At 64.4% G+C, this 18946-nt stretch carries 20 protein-coding genes; 8 read left to right on the top strand and 12 right to left on the bottom strand.

Features of this window, described 5'->3' with window-relative positions; all coding sequences use genetic code 11:
* The 11 genes from ACFOES_RS20340 to ACFOES_RS20290 all read right to left on the bottom strand — a co-directional run.
* A partial coding sequence (locus tag ACFOES_RS20340) for a dTDP-4-dehydrorhamnose 3,5-epimerase family protein (protein ID WP_377835439.1) occupies positions 1-204 on the bottom strand: 204 nt, incomplete at its 3' end.
* Positions 205-259: 55 nt separating this feature from the next.
* Entirely contained in the window at positions 260-1129 is an 870-nt protein-coding gene (locus tag ACFOES_RS20335) for a glycosyltransferase (RefSeq protein WP_377835437.1), read from the bottom strand.
* A 1-nt stretch (position 1130) separates the two neighbouring features.
* Entirely contained in the window at positions 1131-2021 is an 891-nt protein-coding gene (locus ACFOES_RS20330) for an alpha-1,2-fucosyltransferase (protein WP_377835441.1), read from the bottom strand.
* A gap of 2 nt (positions 2022-2023) precedes the next feature.
* Positions 2024-2884, bottom strand: a complete 861-nt coding sequence (locus ACFOES_RS20325) for a glycosyltransferase family 2 protein (RefSeq protein WP_377835435.1) — start codon at positions 2882-2884, stop codon at positions 2024-2026.
* 34 nt (positions 2885-2918) lie between these two features.
* Entirely contained in the window at positions 2919-4043 is a 1125-nt protein-coding gene (locus tag ACFOES_RS20320) for a hypothetical protein (protein WP_377835433.1), read from the bottom strand.
* A gap of 51 nt (positions 4044-4094) precedes the next feature.
* Positions 4095-5066 (bottom strand): hypothetical protein, encoded by a 972-nt coding sequence (locus ACFOES_RS20315; protein WP_377835431.1) that lies wholly within the window; start codon positions 5064-5066, stop codon positions 4095-4097.
* A 39-nt stretch (positions 5067-5105) separates the two neighbouring features.
* Positions 5106-6053, bottom strand: coding sequence for a hypothetical protein (locus ACFOES_RS20310; RefSeq protein ID WP_377835429.1), 948 nt, complete (start codon positions 6051-6053; stop codon positions 5106-5108).
* Between the two features lie 28 nt (positions 6054-6081).
* Positions 6082-6942: a DUF3431 domain-containing protein gene (locus ACFOES_RS20305; protein WP_377835427.1), complete on the bottom strand. Its 861-nt coding sequence runs from the start codon at positions 6940-6942 to the stop codon at positions 6082-6084.
* Positions 6935-7813 (bottom strand): sulfotransferase, encoded by an 879-nt coding sequence (locus ACFOES_RS20300; RefSeq protein ID WP_377835425.1) that lies wholly within the window; start codon positions 7811-7813, stop codon positions 6935-6937. Before ACFOES_RS20300 ends, ACFOES_RS20305 begins: the two co-directional genes overlap by 8 nt.
* Positions 7810-9129, bottom strand: coding sequence for an oligosaccharide flippase family protein (locus ACFOES_RS20295; protein WP_377835423.1), 1320 nt, complete (start codon positions 9127-9129; stop codon positions 7810-7812). The genes ACFOES_RS20300 and ACFOES_RS20295 overlap by 4 nt, the downstream gene beginning before the upstream one ends.
* A 58-nt stretch (positions 9130-9187) precedes the next feature.
* Entirely contained in the window at positions 9188-10021 is an 834-nt protein-coding gene (locus ACFOES_RS20290; RefSeq protein ID WP_377835421.1) for an NAD-dependent epimerase/dehydratase family protein, read from the bottom strand.
* Here ACFOES_RS20290 and ACFOES_RS20285 point away from each other — a divergent pair.
* Positions 9986-10285, top strand: a complete 300-nt coding sequence (locus ACFOES_RS20285) for a hypothetical protein (RefSeq protein ID WP_377835419.1) — start codon at positions 9986-9988, stop codon at positions 10283-10285. The genes ACFOES_RS20290 and ACFOES_RS20285 overlap by 36 nt on opposite strands.
* Positions 10286-10341: 56 nt before the next feature.
* Here ACFOES_RS20285 and ACFOES_RS20280 read toward each other — a convergent pair whose 3' ends face one another.
* The gene (locus tag ACFOES_RS20280; protein ID WP_377835417.1) at positions 10342-10860 is read right to left on the bottom strand and encodes a MarR family EPS-associated transcriptional regulator; all 519 of its coding nucleotides are present in this window, start codon (positions 10858-10860) and stop codon (positions 10342-10344) included.
* 465 nt (positions 10861-11325) lie between these two features.
* On the opposite strand from ACFOES_RS20280, the gene nusG reads away from it, so the two are divergent.
* From nusG to ACFOES_RS20245, 7 genes are all read left to right on the top strand, one after another.
* Positions 11326-11880: a transcription termination/antitermination protein NusG gene (gene nusG / locus ACFOES_RS20275; protein ID WP_377835415.1), complete on the top strand. Its 555-nt coding sequence runs from the start codon at positions 11326-11328 to the stop codon at positions 11878-11880.
* 276 nt (positions 11881-12156) lie between these two features.
* The gene (locus tag ACFOES_RS20270) at positions 12157-12738 is read left to right on the top strand and encodes a hypothetical protein (RefSeq protein WP_377835413.1); all 582 of its coding nucleotides are present in this window, start codon (positions 12157-12159) and stop codon (positions 12736-12738) included.
* A 75-nt stretch (positions 12739-12813) separates the two neighbouring features.
* Positions 12814-13935, top strand: coding sequence for a GDP-mannose 4,6-dehydratase (gmd, locus tag ACFOES_RS20265; RefSeq protein ID WP_377835411.1), 1122 nt, complete (start codon positions 12814-12816; stop codon positions 13933-13935).
* Positions 13936-13937: 2 nt separating this feature from the next.
* Positions 13938-14894, top strand: a complete 957-nt coding sequence (gene fcl / locus ACFOES_RS20260) for a GDP-L-fucose synthase (RefSeq protein ID WP_377835409.1) — start codon at positions 13938-13940, stop codon at positions 14892-14894.
* 253 nt (positions 14895-15147) lie between these two features.
* Positions 15148-16587: a mannose-1-phosphate guanylyltransferase/mannose-6-phosphate isomerase gene (locus ACFOES_RS20255; RefSeq protein ID WP_377835407.1), complete on the top strand. Its 1440-nt coding sequence runs from the start codon at positions 15148-15150 to the stop codon at positions 16585-16587.
* An 11-nt stretch (positions 16588-16598) separates the two neighbouring features.
* Positions 16599-18005 (top strand): phosphomannomutase, encoded by a 1407-nt coding sequence (locus tag ACFOES_RS20250; RefSeq protein WP_377835405.1) that lies wholly within the window; start codon positions 16599-16601, stop codon positions 18003-18005.
* A gap of 161 nt (positions 18006-18166) precedes the next feature.
* Positions 18167-18556 carry a hypothetical protein gene (locus tag ACFOES_RS20245; protein ID WP_377835403.1) on the top strand — a complete coding sequence of 130 codons (390 nt, stop codon included), beginning with the start codon at positions 18167-18169 and terminating at the stop codon, positions 18554-18556.
* Positions 18557-18946 lie beyond the last annotated feature (390 nt).

The following is an 18946-nucleotide window of genomic DNA, read 5'->3' as shown; positions in this document are numbered from 1 at the left end:
ATGGGGCGGGGCCTGGAAATGCAGCCCCCGCACCGTGCCCTTGGTGGCGGAAAACGAGTGGTTGTCCTGGACAAAGGCGATGTCGAGCCCGGCTTCGGCCATCCGCGCCGCATTCCAGGTCTCCGAGAACCAGCCGCGCGCGTCCCCGAAGCGGTTTGGCACGAGTACGATCAGCCCGGGGATGGGCGTGGGACTGAGTAACATGGTATCCTATCTTGTTTCGATTTTCTGGATGTCGGCGGGCAAGCGGAACCGCGCATCAGCCGCGCAGGACCAGCCGGTAGAACTGCGTCCTGGCGGGCGCCGGCAAGAGGAAGATGAGAGAGCGGGCCAGCCCATGGGCAATTGCCAGCGGCCAAGGCTTCAAACCGCAGCGGACCAGGTGGCGCTGGAGATGAAGTTCGGCCAAGGCGTATCGCGTCCCGCCGCGGCGGCGATACATGTCCTGCCCGGTTATCGCGTCGACCAGGATGTCGGGAAGGTTCTCCACCCGCGCTCCGGCCTGCAGCAGGCTCGCCCACAGGCCGTAATCCTCCTTGAGGTGGATATTGGGATAGCCCCCGACCTCGCGTGCCAGCGCGGTGCGATAGGCGACCGTCATATGGTTGAACGGATTGCGCTTGCGGGCGAATTTGCGAATGCTCTCGGCCCCCTCGGCCGTGCGCCGGACTGCCAGCGGCGTGTCGTCGAAGTCGATCTCCTGGATCGCCCCGCCGAGCAGGTCGATCGGAGACGGGGCCGCGTTGATGGCGGCGGCCTGCTTGGCAAAGCGATCAGGACGGTTGATGTCATCCGAGTCCGCCCGCACCACCCATTCGGTTTCGACCAGTGCCAGGCCGGCATTCAAAGCCATGGCCAGGCCCCGGTTCTCGGCCAGGCGATGCACCCGGACGCAGGGCTGCGTGGCCTGCAGCCTGTCGATTTGCCTTTCGAGCGCCTCTGGGACCGGTCCGTCCACGACCAGGAGCATCCGGTCGGGCGGAAGGCTGTTGGCAAAGACGCTTTCGAGGGCACGGGCGAACCGTTCCGGGTCATCGCCGCCGTAGACGGCCATGAGAACCGTGAAGCCGCCCTCGAATCCCGTGGGCAGGCCGGCGGCGGCGGTCGGTCCCGATTTCATGTCATTCATATCAGAGGCGCTCCCATTCCGGCGGCACGATATTCGACGCATCCAGTGACGGATCAGCAAACCACTGCCTGGGCGCGATGATCCGCTTGTGCGGTTTCGGATTCAGCCATGCGGCCCACCAGCTGAAGGAGCTGTTGGCAATGATCTGGTGATCGCACAGGGCCATCATCTGCATGTCCCGATAGCTTTGCTGTCCGCCGTTGTGGCGAACGCATTCGCTGTCCGGCAGGTCATTCAATATCTGCTGCTCCACCCAGACCGGATCGTCGGAAAAGGCGAACAGCTTCGCTTCGGGATGCTGGGCCCGGAGCCGGGCGATTGCCTCGCGGTAATATCCGGGGTCGCACAGCCCGTGCAGCGCCAGAACCTTGGCATTGTTGAGATAATCGCCGCGGCGCACATGCAGGCCGATGGCCGGGCCGGCGGCGATGCGTGCGGCAAGGGCTTGGTTCTCCGGCTCGAGCGGAACGGAGAACCGGAAGGCATCGCGAATTGCCGCGGCATGGGCGTGGAAGTAGCGCTCGCTTTGCCAATAGCCGTGCAAGTAGCCGCCATCGCCCAGCCGCGCGCGGAGGTCCGGGCGGTAGGAAAAGCCCTTCTCGGCAACGAATTTGCGCCCCCGCAGCGGCGCGGCGGCGGGACGGGCCAGCAGCCGGCGCATGGTGGTGCCGCTGCGCCAGCCGCCGATGACGCCGGCAAGATCGGCTTGCGTCGCCCGCGGCAGCGCGATGCCGAAGACGCTTTCCAGGGCCAAGGCGCGGTCGGCCGCATAGGCCGAGAAACCGTCGACGCAGAAGCGTAGCTCTTGCCCGGTCTCGCGCGCCAGCGCGGTGGCGCAGGCATATTGGAACATCTGGTTGCCCAGGCCACCGATCAGATTGGCAAGGATCATCGTCAACTCCTCGGTTTCAATCGAACCAGGCGCGTCCAGGCGCGTTCCACGACGCGCAGCGAGAGCCACAGGACCTGCTCGACCGCGCGCAGGGCGCCGCCGACCGGGGCGCCGAGCCAGAGCCGGTCGCGGGGAAAGCGCGGCCGGAGCGCCACGCGTTCGGCGGCGTCGATACGGTGAAGCTCGCCGCTCAGAGACGCCGTGATCGTGCCGTCGCTTCGCTGTATCGAACCGACTTCCAGGCCGGCAAGCCTCTGCCATCTCAGCCCGGCTCGGCACAGCCGGACGTAGAGCTCGACATCGATCAGCCAGCGCAGCGACGGGTCGAAACGCGGAAAATGCTCGCGTCGGACCACCAGCGAGGCGGTCGGCCCGATGACATTGCGCCGGAACAGGTAGCCCGGAGCGTATCGCACCACGCTCCAACGCAGCCAGGCCGGAACGTGGCGGCGCAGCGGCCGCAATGCGCCGTCGAGCAGGACGACATCGAGCAGCAACACCTCGGGCGCGGTTCGATCCGTCAGGGCGGCCCGAAGCCGGCTGCAGAACTCCCGCCCCAGCGGCATCTCGTCATGATGCATGAGCAGGCAGTAACGGCCGCGCGCCGCGTCGAGCAGCGCATTCCAGTTGTTGCCCGCCCCCAGCGGCCCGCCCAGTGCGGACGGATTGTGGCGGTATCGTAGGTCCGGCCATCGGCTTGCATGCGCCTCTATCAGGCCGGCCATGTCGGGGGCTGGGGAATCGTCGAAGATCAGCAATTCGACATCCGGCGACAACGGTTCCAGCGCCTGCAGGATACGCTCCACACCCTCGGCATACTCATAGGCGGGGACGAGGACGCTGAGAAGCGGCGCGTCGGTCACGCGGCAAGCCCCGGCATGCAGATGTCTTCCGTTTTCAGGCGGTGTGCCAATGGAAAACTGTACCTGCGATTGTGTTCACGAAGAACAGTGCATTGCAGACCGTGATGTAGAGCGCCACGCTGTTGCGGGCCGACACGCCCCAATACGAGATTGAGAAGATTGCCCCAAGAGACGATAGTGTCATGATCCGGACGATCGCCTCGCCACTGGTGACGATATGTCCTGACAGGTAGAACAGCGCCAGCACCGAGGCAGCGGCCACATAGTTGAGGGCAAACAAGTACGGGAAGTACTCGTGACGCCATTTCCGGCGCCTGATACCGGGGTTGGGTGCCGGTCGTCGGAAAAGCGTCCAAACCGGCAACCAGAGAAGTATTGGAGCGGGCGAGATTGCCAGGAATCGTACGAAGTTGAGCTGCGAATTGAGATGCGCGCCCCGGATTTCCGTCGCATCCTTTGTCACCAAAGAGAAAAGAACGGCCCAAAGCAGGCTTGAAATCACGAAGAACACCTTGCCGTTTGAGCGAAATACTGTCGAGAAACGAGAGGTCCAGATGGCCGGGACCAGAACGAATAGAAACAGGGAGACAAAAGTCTCCAAGTGAATAACTGCGCTGACGGACAGGCAGGTCAATTGTGCCAGCCGAAGGGCTACAAGTCGGCCCGCCCCTCGCGGTTTGCGTGTCCAGGTCAGGATCACTATCGCAAAGAAGAAGATTGAAAGGCCCGCGCGCAGTCGGATCAAATAGAATTCCAGTACGAATGCAAAGATCAACAGCAGCAGCATGAAGCCATTTCTTCGGGCGGAGCGCCGCGATGTCTTGCCTGCCGTTTCCTGGGGGCGACGAGCGCGGACGAGCCAGTAGGCGAGAAGGACCCCGAGAAACAGCACCAGGCTCCTGAAACCGAGATATCCCAGCCCTGCGGCCTTGCTCAGCGAGGCGACTACGTAAAAGCCGTAGTAATTGCTGCCAAAGGGGTAGGTGGTGTCGAACATCCTCTGATAAGCTAGGTAGTCAGGCAGGTTCTCGTGCTCGAGCGAAGACAGAGCAATCGTAAAAACGATCAAGGCCAGCAGGCGCTTGAGAAGCGTGAGCAGGCCATGCCGCCGGCGCGCATCGCCGTAGCCTGCAGTCCGGGGATCAAATTGCGCAATCATCCCTGGGCTCCGCGCTGCGGCAGGATGGCGAGGTAAGAGGTGCGGGCCATCCTAACCGATCCGCGTGGGAAAGAGGCGCGCCGCGGCGCGTTTGATCGGGCGTTTCAGCCCCGCCGGAATGAAGCGGCTTCGGGGCAGGCCGATGCCCATCGAGGGCGGTATGCGAACACTGTATTCGGCCTCGTACCAGGCCGCGTCGGCCTCCGCCGCGTCACGGCACGCCTCGTAGCTCCGCAGTTCCCCGGCCGGGCTCAGCCAGTGCCAGTCGCGATAGAGGTTGGCGGGCATCGCCCAGCGTCGCGCCGGGTGGCCATAGCGCGCCCAGTGCTCCGGAGCGACGACGAAGGGCCGGTCGCTGCGGGTCTTGATCGGGAAATAGGAAAAGCTGGAATTGGAGACGGCCAGCGCCTTGGCCCCCATCAACGCCGCGTAGCACTCGGCCACGCCCCCCTCGAGCACCGGGAATTCGGGCAGGAAGGCGCGCGCGTAGCCGGGATCGTCGGTGACCACGAGTATCTCGGTCGCGCCCGCCTCGCGGCGGAGCACGTCCACGGCCATGTCCCAATAGCTGCGCGGCAGGATCAATGCCTTGTGCCGCTTGTACTCGCCCCCGCGCAGGTTCAGGACACAGACATCCCGGTAGCGTTCCGCAGCCGACAGTACCTCCGCCTTGGGGCGGATCCAGTGCTTCAGTTCCATCTCCCGACCGTGGAAATAGCGTTCGCTCTGGAACAGGCCGTCGAGTTGGACGCGCGGCGGCAGATGCTCGGTCCGGATGTCGTAGCCGGACGAGAAGTATTTCAGCTCGGGATCGTAGAACAGGGCTTCGTTGAAGCGCGCCACCGGGGCGTCCGGTTCCGGGTCTTCGCCGAAATCGATGTCGAGAAACTCCGCCCCCTTGAAGACGTCGCGGCCTGTCACGACATGGGGACGGCCAAGATGTTCGGCGATCCCGCGCGCTGCCGCATAGGTCCAGAGCTGGTTTCCGAGGCCCTGTCCGGAAAGAAACCTTGTCTGGATCATTGGCGCTCGCTCACTTCTTGTTCGGCTCATGGTCTCGGGTCACGCGGTTCGGCGTGCATAGGTATCGACGAAACCCGGCAATTCGTGCAGCGCCGCCGGATAGCTGTCATCGAGCGGCTCCAGGCGCAAGCTGCGATCCTGCAATAGCAGGTCGGAATTGCGGTCCAGAACGGACTGCCAGCCGTTGCGGCGCAGTCGATTTAGAAGCATTGAAAATCGGGCCCGAAGACCTTGGTATGCTAACGCTTCCAGTTTCGCGGCAATCGCTTCTCCGCCGCCAAGATAGCTGAAATGCCAGCCGCCATTGGCGATGATCGGCCCGGGAAGTCCGACAGTGTCGCTAGAGCCATAGCGGAACATGTCCAGAGACTGCCCCTCGAGCATGGCGTAGTCGAAGGCGACCGTGCCATACCAAGGCTGCTGGACCCGATTGTTGATCCAGTAGAGGTACCATTTCATCTCGAAATAGGACGGCTGCGTCACGCCCTTGGCCGCGACGGCCCGCACCGTCTCGGGATCGGGGATTTCGTCGACATCGCTCAGCAGGACCAGATCGCCGGGCCGGGCCTGCCGGCTGAGGCCGAGCACGGCGGCGTCGCGATGGCTGATCTCGCGCAGCACCGAGCGGTGCAATTCGCGCGCCGGGCGGCCCGAATGCTTGTGCTTGAGGCTACGGTCGAGATCCGTGACCCACGACCGCCACTCGGGACCGCGGAGCAGTGCGAGTTCGTCCGGGCCGACCGGATTGTAGACGATCTTGTCCTCGAACGCCCGGAAGCGCTCGCGGTTTTCGGCGAAGTGCATCGGCTTGGCCTTGCCCGAAAAGGTCTCCGTGCATTCGGTCAGGATGAACTTGTCGACGACATCGTTCAGGCAGTGGAGCCGCAATTCCAGCAGGTCGAGCTCGTTGAAGAACAGAAAGACATCGAGCACCTGACGCTTCTCGCCGGCAGGGCCAGAGCGGGGGGCGGGATTTGTCGTCGTCATCGCGTCTCTTTCCGTCGTCTTCGTCGCCTCAGCCACGGGGCGTGCCAAATGCGGCATTGCCCAGCCGTGCGGCGGCATAGTGAATCTTGGTCAGCACACGTCGCCAGGGCCTGTGCCCGGGAACGGGGTGACGGGGGCGGGCTGCGAGTTGCGCCAGGGCCTCGCTGTCGAGCACCTGCCGCATTTCGGCGCTTTCCTCGAAAGGGGCACAGAAGATCGCATCGAACGACCGCTCGATGAAGAATGACTCCAGTGCCAGGGGCTCATTGTCGATGAAGCTCAGCAGGTTCTGATAGAACGCCCGGCTGCGCAGCAGGATGTTGCTGCGTGGCACCACCGCGTTGCCTCCGGGACCGAAGCGCAGATAGGTCGGGCATGCGGCCCCTGCGAAGATGAAGCTGAAGAAGCTGTCAAAATCGTCAAAATAGCGTCCCCGCCGACCGCGCGCGTACCAACTGTCGTTGATTTCGAGGAAATCCCCCGCGCTTGATCGCACCGCGACCGGGAAGCGCATTCCCTCCCAGCTTTCCGGGTCGACGATCGGGGTGTAGACATTTCGTTGGCTCAGCCGGGCAAAAACCGCTTCCGAAACGTGGCGGGGATAAGTGCTGTTCTTGCAGAACACCACGATGTCGGGCAGGTCCTCGTAGTTGCGTATGATGAAGTCCAGATAGGCATGCAAATTGTAGCCGGTATTCGGGATCCAGGCCTTGCGTTCGTCTGCAAAGGCCTCATGGGCGGCGCGGTTCTCTTCCCCTTTGAAATAGATGAAGAAGTCATCGTCGGCATATTTCAGCAGATCGAGTGAGCCTTCATAGAAAGAGATGCAGAAGCAGCGGCGCGCAGGCGCCGCGGTTGCGGTTTTGGCGATCGGCTGTGATTTAGGCATTGCGCGCAAGGGGATCACTCAGCCGCTGAGCCTTTGCTTCGGCGAAGGCACTCAGGACCGGGTCCTTGAGATAGGCATTTGCCCGGCCCGGCTTCAGCCGTTCGATTGAAGGCAGTGAGACGCTGTCAAAATCACCTAGACCGAGAAAGCGCAGCAGTGCTCCGACGGTTTCGCGGGGGGCGGCGCATAGCTTCTCAAACTGGACGGTGAATGCCTTCTCGGGGCCAAGGCGGTTGGCGTGGGCACGCCCTTGCGCAACGTAAGCCTCCCAGAGCGAGAAGGCGTTCTCAAGCGTGCTGCAGCGCACCGAGTCTGAGAAGCCTCCCTTTTTGAGCCGTAGCCCGTAAACCGGTCCGAAACGTTCGAACTTGGTGCGCGCCGCCGATAGTTCCTTGGCGCGTCGAACCAGAAGGCTTTTTGCGACATCGACGCCATGACGCTCGACATAGACAAAGCGGGCGTTTGGAAACAGCGTTTCCCAGATCGGCAGAGTAAAGGTGTTGCGCGGATCTTTCCAACCCCAGGCGCGATAGCGGCCTCGCTGTGGCGCCGACCAGCCGAACATAGATCGAACCCCGAAATAGCGCATCATTTGAGGGCTCTTGAGCACCCGCCTCAGATAGTCTTGCGTCAGCGCTCGAGTGACCGGGTCTTCGAGCATGTAGGCGATTGCTTCGGGCACATCCCAGCGTGCCCCGCTGGTGGTCATCATCCAGTCATTGAGTAACTGAAAAAAGACCGACTCACCATTTTCGTCTTTGCGCACGCCGCCGAACATGCCGTGCGCTTCAAGAATATTGCCCAGGACTGTGGTACCCGACCGGTGCATACCAAAGATGATCACCGGTGCGTCATCCCTTAAACTAATCATGGCAGATCCTTGTTGGGGTGTTGCAAGCGTTTGCCTTGATCTGTCAGGTGCCATAGCGGACCCGGCAGAATGTGAAGAGCACGAAATAGAAATGCGGCATTGATCAACTTAGCGGTCACCATTGACAGGAACGTGGCTATTGCCGCTCCTTTCAGACCGAACGTCGGGACCAGAAGTAGATTGAGCACGATATTCAGTCCGGTCGCGGTCGCTGTACCTGTTAGGGTCATTTTTTCATGGCCGGCCATACTGAGAAAGCTACCCGAGGAGCCGAAGGCTACGCTGATGGCGTAGCCGCTCGCTAGGATCAGCATTGCCGGATAGCTCGAAATGAACTCAGGCCCAAATACATTGACCAGCATCATCTTGCCGAAGGCACCGAGGGCTAGCAGTCCGAGCAGCGCAACTCCGGTGGTCCAGAGGGCGCAGTCGGCATAAAGCTTGTGCAGGCGCTCGTTCTGCTTACGCGAAAAGGCTGCGGCGATGCGCGGTTCGATCGAGCTATTGACTATGCCGACAGGTAGGAAAAGTACCATCGCCAACTGAGACGCGATTGCGTACTGGGCGACTTCTGTATGGGCCCGGAACACGCCGATAACCAAGATGTCGGTGCGCTGCAGCAGGAGGTTCATGCCTCCAATCAAGAAGAACGGAAGAAGGCTGCGCGCCCAAGTGCCATATGCGTAGCGTGGGCGTTCGTTTCCGCGCAAAGGGTGATGGCGCCAGAAGAGTAATCCGAGAGCCAGTGCGGCAACAAGATTGGTGAGGATAAGCCATATCATGGCTTCGGAGGCTTGCGCATGCAGGTGAAGCGACCTAGCCCAGGTTAGGCCTCCAAGAAAAAGGGCGGGCTGCAACAACATGACTGGCCAGACCGCGTCAATGACGCGATCTAGCCCACGCATTATCGCTTGCTGTACCCCGAGCAGCACAACGAGCGGAAGCAGTATCAGCCCGGCCTTCGCAGTTGCCCCAGTTGGATCTGGAGCGCAATAGAGCTGGCAGCCGAAAAGCCAAACCGAAATGGACAGTAATGTTGTTCCCGCAAGGGCTAACGATGAGAACTTGAGCAGCCCTCGGACAAGGTCGGTCTGTTCCCATTCAAGATAGACAGCGATCTGACGCGTCAGGGTTTGTGGAAAACCGAACAGAACGAACATCGCCACAGTGTTCACGACGTTCAGAATGAACGCGTAGACACCGAACTGAGATGCCCCGAGCACTGCGACGATCTGGACCGAGATCAGAAAGCCGAGTAGCTTTTGAACAATGCTGATGGCACCGAAGCTGAGAATGCGTCGTGCGAAACTAGCCATGGAGGCAAATGGAGCTGAGTTGGAGGGCGGTACTAAGCGCAAGGTCCGCGTTTCCGGGTCATTCGGTGAAGAAGATCTCCCGATCGGGATCGGGCGAGAGGAATTCGGCCTCCAATGTTCGCCTCAGCCCATCTTTCAGGCTGTAGGGGGGCACGAAGCCATCCAGTGTGCCCTTGGCCGAGGCAAAGCTGGTCGTGCCGCAGAACTTCTTCACCCTGATCGCGCTCAGCGGCAGGTTGCGCTTGGTCAGCCGCGCCACGAGGTCGGCGGCATGCCCCATCGCCAGACCCACCGCATATGGCAGGCGGGGACCGACACCCTTGGCGCCGGTCAGGGTTCCGCGGACTTCGGCCACCAGCGTGTTCATGTCGAAATCGGGATCGTCGACATAGTTGAACATGCCATAGTGGCAGTCGGCCGTCAGGGCATGCTGCAGGAAGGCGGCAATATTGCCCACATAGGCCATGGACTTGCGGTTGGTCCCCGATCCCACCATCAGGAAGCGGCCCGAGGCGATCTGGTTCAGCAGGTTGAAGACATTGCCGCGATTGCCTTCGCCGAAGACCACGGTCGGGCGCACGATGATGAGGGACCGCTGTCCGTCTTCGGCAGCCTGCCAGTCCCGCAGCACCTCTTCGGCCTCGAATTTGGTGCGCCCGTATTCATTGAACGGATTGATCGCCCCTGCCTCATCGGTGCCCGGTTCGGCAAAGCCGTAGACGGCAACGCTGCTGGTGAAGACGATCTTGTCGACCCCGGTCTCGCCGGCGACCTGGCACAGGTTGCGTGTCCCCTCGACATTGGTCTGCGCGTAGAGCGCCGGGTCGCGCACGTCGTCGCGGTGCACAGCGGCAAGATGGACGATCACATCGCCGCTCAACGCGGCCCGCACCGCGTCGATATCGCGAATGTCGGCGATCTTGGTCTAGTCGGGAAAGCGGCGGCTGGGCTTGAGGTCGAGGATCTCGAAGGCAATGCCCCGCTCAGACAGGAGCTGACAGAAGCGGGTGCCAATGAAACCGGAACCGCCGACGACACTAATCATATCCATTCAACCTTACTTAGGGGGCAAGATGAGGCCGGAGCGCACATGTGCTTTTTCGTTATCGACTTCATTTCTGCATTTGCGATGATGCCACTTACCTTGTGCATCTGAATGCGGCAAAGGCGGTTAGGCAACAAAACGGGCCACCAGAAGTCTGCAAAGGGCCATCATCGCCCCTTTGCGGATCGGCCCGCCCTGTCTTCGTCGATCTCCGCCTCGAGGGTCTCGATTTCCTGCTTCAGCGCCGCGTATTCCGCCCTCTTGCGCTTGAGGAAGTCCCGCGTCATTGCCGCCTTCTCCGACAGGCCCTTGCGGGTCAGGATATAGGCGTAGCGACGCTTGTCCGGGGCGGCGGAGAAATTTCCCAGCTTCACCAGGCCCTTTTCGATCAGCGCGTTGAGCACGTAGTTTACGCCGCCCACGCTGATGCCCACGGCCCGCGCCAGCTCGCGCTGGCTCATGGAGGGGTTGTCCTCCAGCAGGCGCAGAATCCGAAACCGGGCGTCTTCCCGCACCTTTCCCGGTTTGCCGGCCTTCATCTGCAATCCGGGCAGGCTACCGCACAAGGACTGCCTGTCGGGCGCCTTGGGACGGTCGGGAGTGGGTTTTCGTTTCGAACAGCCATGGCGTTCAAAAGTGAACGCTATCATTTTGCTGCGGCCGCGAAAACCCCCAGAGTTGATCACGTTTTCGGAATGTTGCGCAGAGCGTGTCGCGGGCATGGCTGCGGCCCGATGCCTTCAGCCCTGCCTGGGCGCCGCCGCGGCGGCATGGCGCTGCCGGCGTTGGCGGCACTGTTATCGCTTTGCGCGGGGCAACTCAAGGCTGTGCTCGGGGCCGAGACCGCTGCGGCCCGCACCCTGTCTGCCGGTTCCTCCGGCGGAGGACGGACGGGGCGTCGGACCGGTTTCTCTTTCGACGCTCCAGCTGCTGCCTGTTGTTCAGGCGTTCCCGCGATGCCTTCGCTTCGCGCGTCCGGCGCTTTGCCTCGATCTCGCCGCTGCGGCGAGTTCACATTTGCTCGCGGTGTCCCCGCTCCCGGCTTGGAGGCGGTGAACTAATAATATAGTGCAATGGCTTAACCTATCTCTTGCGCAAGTGGTGATCGTCGGCGAGTGACCTTGCGGCTGGTATCTGTTCGGAATTGAGTGATGGTCGGTGAAGGAAAGGCCTGCGACGGGCGTCATGGTCGCCATCAGGCGGGGGCATCCTGGTATCTGGTGCAAGTCAAGCCGAATTCCGTGCGAATCGCGGAACGCAACCTGCGCCGGCAGGGATTTCGGGTGTTCGCGCCGACGCATGAAGAGACCCGGCGCACTCGGGGCAGATTCGTCACGGCGCTCCGGCCGTTGTTCCCGGGCTATCTCTTCGTTGCCTTCGCTCCTTCGGGCGGGGGCTGGAGGGCCATCAATTCGACCTATGGTGTTTCTCGGCTTGTCGGTTTCGGCGCTCAGCCCGCGGCGGTTCCGTCGGCGATTATTTCCCAGCTGATGCGGCGCTGCGGCGACGACGGCAAGCTGCTTTCGCCGCCTGTCGTGCGACCCGGAGATCAGGTTCACCTGTCGTCTGGTCCCTTCGCCGATTTCGTCGCGACGGTCGAGCAGATGGCGCCCGATCAGCGGGTATGGGTGCTGCTCGACCTGATGGGGCGAGAGCAGCGGGTGGCGGTGCGGCCCGAGGCGCTGCGCGTCGTGAACCGGGAGTAGGGCCTGGGCATGGGGGCGGCGCAATTGCCCTGTTCGGAAGGGCCGGGCGCCTGGCAGTGCTCACGATGTCGGCAATCGGACATGCCTGCCCGCAGATCGGACTTGCCTGCCCGCAGGCCGGGCAGGTGGCGCTGGAATTCGCTGAATATGTCGCCGCGTCAGGCATGCAGCGGCGACGAAGGTTGCAACTGGAGGTGATATGAGCTTGAAGGCTGTCAGTCGTAATGCCATTGCGCTCCGGCTCCGGGGCGTGGTCTTCCAAGGAAAGAAATTGCCTTGAAGATTTCCGTCGTGACCGCCGTCTGCAACCGGGTAGAAACGGCGCGGGACGCACTCGGGAGCGTTGCGGCGCAGACATACCGTGATCTCGGGCCTGTCGTGCCGGACGCTGGCTCCACCGATGCGGCGCTGGCGGCGATCGCAGCCTGCGCCGGTCCCGCGGTCGTGCCGGAGAGTGGCCCCGATGGTGGGATTCGTGACGTCATCGACAAGGCAATTGCGCGGCCTCGAGGCGATGCTGCCGGCCCGGTGCATTTCGGCGCTTTCTTCGCTTCGGACAGGGCGCCCGGCGCGGTCGCGCAGGCCTTCTCCAAGGCAGGTGCCGCCGGGGGCCATGGCGGTCGCGACCGTGTCTTTGCCGGGAACCCGCAGCGGCTGCTCCGCCACGGGCGATCGGGAAGCTTTGACCCGAAGAGGCCGAAGCACGGTTGGAGGCCGCCGGCCCCGATGCCCTATCTGCCGGCCGGCATGCCCGAGGTCGCGGGCGGGATGCGGGGGGCGGTGAAGGCAGCCGCTCTTTGGGGCGTGGTCGGCCCAGGGGCCGCGAAGACAACCGGGCCTTGCAGCGCCATGATGTAGGCGGGGCGGGCGCATTGGCATGGAAGAACCTCAGCAAGCTGGGGCAGTTCGTTCTCAAGTCTTGAAGGAAAGCAGATGACCAAGAAGGCACTCATCACCGGGATCACCGGTCAGGACGGCTCGTATCTCGCGGAGTTCTTGCTCGACAAGGGCTACGAGGTGCATGGCATCAAGCGCCGGGCATCGCTGTTCAACACCCAGCGCATCGATCATATCTACGAGGACCCGCATGCGCGGAACCCGAAGATGCGGCTGCATTACGGCGATCTGACCGACACCTCGAACCTGACCCGGATCCTGCGCGAGGTCGAGCCGGACGAGGTCTACAACCTCGGCGCCCAGAGCCATGTCGCGGTCAGCTTCGAGGCGCCGGAATACACCGCCGATGTCGACGCCATCGGCACGCTGCGCATGCTCGAGGCGATCCGCTTCCTCGGGCTCGAGCAGAAGACCCGCTTCTACCAGGCCTCGACCTCCGAGCTCTTCGGCCTCGTCCAGGAAGTGCCGCAGCGCGAGACGACGCCGTTCCACCCGCGCTCGCCCTATGCCGTGGCCAAGCTCTATGCCTACTGGATCGCGGTGAACTACCGCGAGGCCTACGGAATGTATGCCTGCAACGGCATCCTGTTCAATCACGAGTCCCCGCGCCGCGGCGAGACCTTCGTCACCCGCAAGATCACCCGCGGCCTGGCCAACATCGCCCAGGGTCTCGAGGATTGCCTCTACATGGGCAATATCGACAGCTTGCGCGACTGGGGCCACGCCAAGGACTATGTCCGGATGCAGTGGCTGATGCTGCAGCAGGAGCAACCGGAGGATTTCGTCATCGCTACGGGCAAGCAATATTCGGTGCGCGAGTTCATCCGCTGGACCGCCGAGGAGCTGGGGATCGAGCTGGAATTCTCGGGCGAGGGCGTTGACGAGCAGGCGGTGGTGACCCGGGTGACCTCGGACAAGGCGCCGGCGGTGAAGCCGGGCCAGGTGGTGATGCGGATCGACCCGAAGTATTTCCGCCCGGCCGAGGTCGAGACCCTGCTGGGCGATCCGAGCAAGGCCAAGGAAAAGCTGGGCTGGGTGCCCGAGATCAGCGCGCGCGAGATGTGCGCCGAGATGGTCGAGGATGACCTCAAGGCCGCGCGCCGCCACGCGCTGCTCAAGGCGCATGGGCTCGAACTGCCGGTTTCGATGGAGGGTTGATCATGCGCGTCTATGTCGCCGGACATCGTGGCATGGTCGGGGGCGCCATCCTGCGCAAGCTGCAAGCGCGCGGGATCGAAACCCTGACCCGCACCCATGCCGAACTTGACCTGACCGATCAGAAGGCGGTCACGGAATTCATGGCCGCCGAGAGGCCCGACGCCGTGGTGCTGGCGGCGGCCAAGGTCGGCGGCATCCAGGCGAACAACACGTTTCCGGCCCAGTTCATCTACGAAAACCTGATGATCGAGGCGAATGTCATTCATCAGGCTTACGCGGCTGGGGTGGCGCGGCTGCTGTTCCTCGGTTCGTCCTGCATCTACCCCAAGCTGGCGCCGCAGCCGATGGCCGAGGACGCGTTGCTGACCGGCACGCTCGAGCCGACCAACGAGCCCTACGCGATTGCCAAGATCGCCGGCATCAAGCTGTGCGAGAGCTACAACCGGCAATACGGCACCGATTATCGTTCGGTCATGCCGACCAACCTCTACGGCCCGGGCGACAACTTCCACCCGCAGAACAGCCACGTCCTGCCGGCGATGCTGCGCCGCTTCCACGAGGCGGTGCAATCCGGCGCCCCCGAGGTGGTGGTCTGGGGCACCGGCACGCCGATGCGCGAGTTCCTCCATGTCGACGACATGGCCGAGGCGAGCCTGTTCGTGATGGATCTCGACCGCGCCGCCTACGAGGCCAACACGCAGCCCATGCTCAGTCACATCAACGTCGGCACCGGTCAGGACGTGACCATTGCCGAACTCGCCCGGATGGTGGCCGAGGTGACCGGGTTCACGGGCGAGATCCGCTTCGACAGCTCCAAGCCCGACGGCACGCCGCGCAAGCTGATGGATGTCGGCCGGCTGCGCGACATGGGCTGGCAGGCCAGCATCGCGCTGCGCGACGGGATCGCGGAAACCTATCGCTGGTTTCTCGACAACGCGGCGGAGCTGCGGGAGGCGTGAAGCGTCGCCGCAGCACGGCGCCCCCCGCGCGTTGTCCGGGAAACGGCCGCCGGTTCGGCATCGCGCCTCGGGCCGAGGGGGCGGTGCGTTGCCGCCAGAGGCACGGTTGCGCCGAGCGGGGGGGATGGGTATTGCCAAGGAGGCCGGGCACGGAACTTCCTGCCGGCCTTGCGCGGGTGGTGAGACGTCGATGTGCCGCACCACAAGCCAGGGTCCTGAGGCTTGTGGGGCCGAGTAAACGGGAGAGATTTTGATGTCGGTTCACCCTATTCTTCTCTGCGGCGGCTCCGGCACGCGGCTTTGGCCCTTGTCGCGCAAGAGCTACCCGAAGCAGTTCGTGCCGCTGGTGGGCGAGGAGACGTTGTTCCAGGCCTCGGCGCGGCGGTTGTCGGGGCCGGGCTACGCGGCGCCGGTGGTGCTGACGAACTCGGATTTCCGCTTCATCGTCACCGAGCAGCTGGCCGAGGCCGGGATCGACCCCGGCGCCATCCTCATCGAGCCGGCGGGGCGCAACACGGCGCCGGCGGTGCTGGCCGCCGCGCTGTGGCTGGAGAAGACCGACCCCGACGGGCTGATGCTGGTCGCGCCCTCGGACCATGTCGTACCCGACGCGCTGGCCTTCCGCGACGCCGTCGCGGCCGGGGTGCCGGCGGCCGAGGCCGGGCAGCTGGTGACCTTCGGCATCAAGCCGGCCCATGCCGAGACCGGCTACGGCTACCTCGAACTGACCGAGGACCCAGGCGATTTCGCCGCCCGGCCGCTGGCATTGAAGCGTTTCGTCGAGAAACCCGACGCGGAGCAGGCGGCCGAGATGGTCGCCGCCGGCACCTACCTGTGGAACGCCGGCATTTTCCTGTTCTCGGTGCGGGCGATCCTCGCCGCCTTCCGCGCCCATGCGCCGGAACTCGTCGCCCCGGTCCAGGCGGCGGTCGATCAGGGCAAGCCCGATCTCGGCTTCCTGCGGCTGGCGCCCGAGCCCTGGGAGCAGGTCGAGGACATCTCGATCGACTACGCGGTGATGGAACGGGCCGAGAACCTCTCGGTCGTGCCCTTCGCCGCCGGCTGGTCGGACCTGGGCGGCTGGGACGCGGTCTGGCGCGAGAGCCGCCGGGACGTGCGCGGCGTCGCCACCGCGGGCCCGGCGACGGCGCTGGATTGCGACGACACGCTGTTGCGCTCGGAAGATGCCGGGCTCGAGATCGTCGGCATCGGGCTCAAGGACATCGTCGCCGTGGCGATGCCGGACGCGGTGCTGGTGGCCGATGCCCACCGGGCCCAGGACGTCAAGGCGGCGGTCGCGGCGCTGAAGGGGAAGCGGGCCAAGCAGGCCGAGGCCTTCCCCAAGGATCACCGGCCCTGGGGCTGGTTCGAGAGCCTCGCCACCGGCGACCGCTTCCAGGTCAAGCGCATCGTCGTCCATCCCGGCGCGGCGCTGAGCCTGCAAAGCCACCACCACCGGGCCGAGCACTGGATCGTGGTCGAGGGCACGGCCAAGGTGACGATCGACGACGAGGTCAAGCTGGTGACCGAGAACCAGTCGGTCTACATCCCGCTCGGCGCGGTGCACCGGATGGAGAACCCGGGCAAGCTGCCGATGGTGCTGATCGAGGTCCAGACCGGCAGCTACCTGGGCGAGGACGACATCATCCGCTACGAGGATGTGTATGCCCGCGGCCAGGGCGCCAAGGGCTGACGGGGGCTGAGATGGCGCCGAAATTCGGCACAAGCGGGTTGCGCGGCCTGGTCACCGAGCTGACGGAAGAGCTGGTCGCCGACCACCTCCGTGCCTTCCTTGCCGCCTGCGACCCGGGCACCGGCCTCTATGTCGGCCGCGACCTGCGGCCCTCCTCGCCCGAAATCGCCGCTTCGGTCGCCCGCGCCGCCGGCTCGGCCGGGATTTCCGTGACCGATTGCGGCGCCGTGCCGACCCCGGCGCTGGCGCTGGCGGCGATGGGCGCCGGGGCCGCGGCGGTGATGGTGACCGGCAGCCACATCCCGGCCGACCGCAACGGGCTGAAGTTCTACACGCCGGCCGGCGAGATCACCAAGGCCGAGGAGGCGGCGATCCTCGCCGCGCTGGGAACCCCCGCCGGGGCCGGGGGCCCGGGGCCGGCCACCGATAGCAGCGCCGGCCCGGCCTATGTCGCCCGCTACGTCTCGGCCTTCGGGCCGCAGGCGCTGGCCGGGCAGCGCATCGGCCTCTATGCCCATAGCGCGGTCGGCCGCGACCTGATGGCCGAGATCTTCGCCGGGCTTGGCGCCGAGGTGATCGAGCTGGGCCGCTCCGAAAGCTTCATCCCGGTCGATACCGAGGCGGTCGATCCCGCCACCCGCCAGCAGCTTGTCGACTGGGCCAGCGAATACCGGCTCGATGCGGTGGTCTCGGCCGATGGCGACGGCGACCGGCCGCTGCTGGCCGACGAAACCGGGCGGGTGGTGCCCGGCGACGTTCTGGGCCAGATCACCGCCGCCGAACTTGGCGCCGAAACCGTGGTGACGCCGGTCTCGTCCAATACCGGGGCCGAGGTCTCGGGCCGATTCGCCCGGGTGATCCGGACGCGCATCGGTTCGCCCTTCGTCATCGCCGGCATGGGGCAGGCACCGGGCCGCACCGTCGGCTACGAGGCCAATGGCGGCTTCCTGCTCGGCTTCGACGCCGCCGGCCCGGCCGGCCCATTGCCGCGGCTGATGACCCGCGACGCGCTGCTGCCGCTGATCGCCCCGCTCGCCGCCGCCAAGGCAGCCGGCGGGCTGGCGGCCCGGGTGGCGCAGGAACCCGCCCGCTTCACCGCCGCCGACCGGTTGCAGGAAACGCCGACAGAGCTCTCCCGCGCCCTGCTCGGGCGGTTGAGCGACGCCGTGGAACGCGCGGATTTCCTCGCCGCCCTCGGCTTGTCGGAGCTGGCGGTCGATATCACCGACGGGCTGCGGATGACCCTTGCCGACGGCCGCATCCTTCATCTTCGTCCTTCCGGCAACGCCCCCGAATTCCGGGTCTATGCCGAGGCTGAGACCCCGGAGGCGGCGGCTGATCTGCTGGCGCGAGGGCTGGCTCACGTCCGGTCCGCCGTCGATGCCGGGCCGGCCTTCCCGGGGCGCAGAGAGGCGTGACGCGACCGCTCGGGACGCCGGCTGCGGAAGTTTCCCGACGGCGATCTCTATGCGAAAGATGGCGCGCTGTAACGCTGTTGTGATCGACGGCGTGCTGCGTTTTCCCCGCGTCGATGGAAGGTTGCGCCAACCTGCAAGACGTATGTGAAGAAAGTACTGGTTTGACCGCAGACTACGAACTGAGAACCGGGTGGCCCGAATGGATCGACAAGACGGAAGGGGCCATCTGCAACAAGCTGATCACCGCAATCCTGAACCGTGGTTTTTGCATCTGCGTTCGGGATGAAGACGGCAGAATTCGCCAGGCGCCCACAATTCGCCGCTCGGACATCCAGCGGCAAACGGGACAGACCCGGATCACCTTCTATGACGTCATGCGCGAAGTGCAGCGCGACCTCGACGGAACCACCGGCCATATGCCGTTCGGCCGTTTCCTGCTCGTCCATGGGAACCGCAAGGATGTTGTCGGTGACTACAGCTGTCTGACGCGGTCTCCCGAGTCGGAACGGGTCATGCAAGATATCCTCGGTGAGGCAACGCGCAGTGTCTGACCTGAACTGAACGCGAGGGCCCGGTGCGACCGGGATTCGCCGGATGTGCAACAATGACCCCAAGCGCCGAGAAAGCGGGCAATGCAGGCGGCGGTGCGCCCGGGGAGGGGCCGCAAGAGGCGTTGAGCCCGAATATCGCTTGTAGGTTGTGCGTGCGGAGGGCTATTCTGCCGCAGCCGAGCGCGCATTCGGAGCGTGGAGCAGGTGGGGCTGCGGGCTAGTGGTGGGGCGCCGCGGGGCTAGGATGAATGGTAATGCGGCCGCACCTCCGACAGGGCGGTCGCGCGGATTGTTGGAGTTGTTTCCCGTTGGTGTTTTTCAATGTGTGCCTGATCGCCTTCCTTTCCAGCCTTGGCTGCGCGGCGGGCCTGATCGCCACCCAGGGCCTGC

The organism is Acidimangrovimonas pyrenivorans (genome assembly GCF_042643245.1).
Classification (GTDB): domain Bacteria; phylum Pseudomonadota; class Alphaproteobacteria; order Rhodobacterales; family Rhodobacteraceae; genus Acidimangrovimonas; species Acidimangrovimonas pyrenivorans.
The sequence above is the reverse complement of the archived record's forward strand: the minus strand, read 5'-3'. Positions and strand labels throughout refer to the sequence as shown.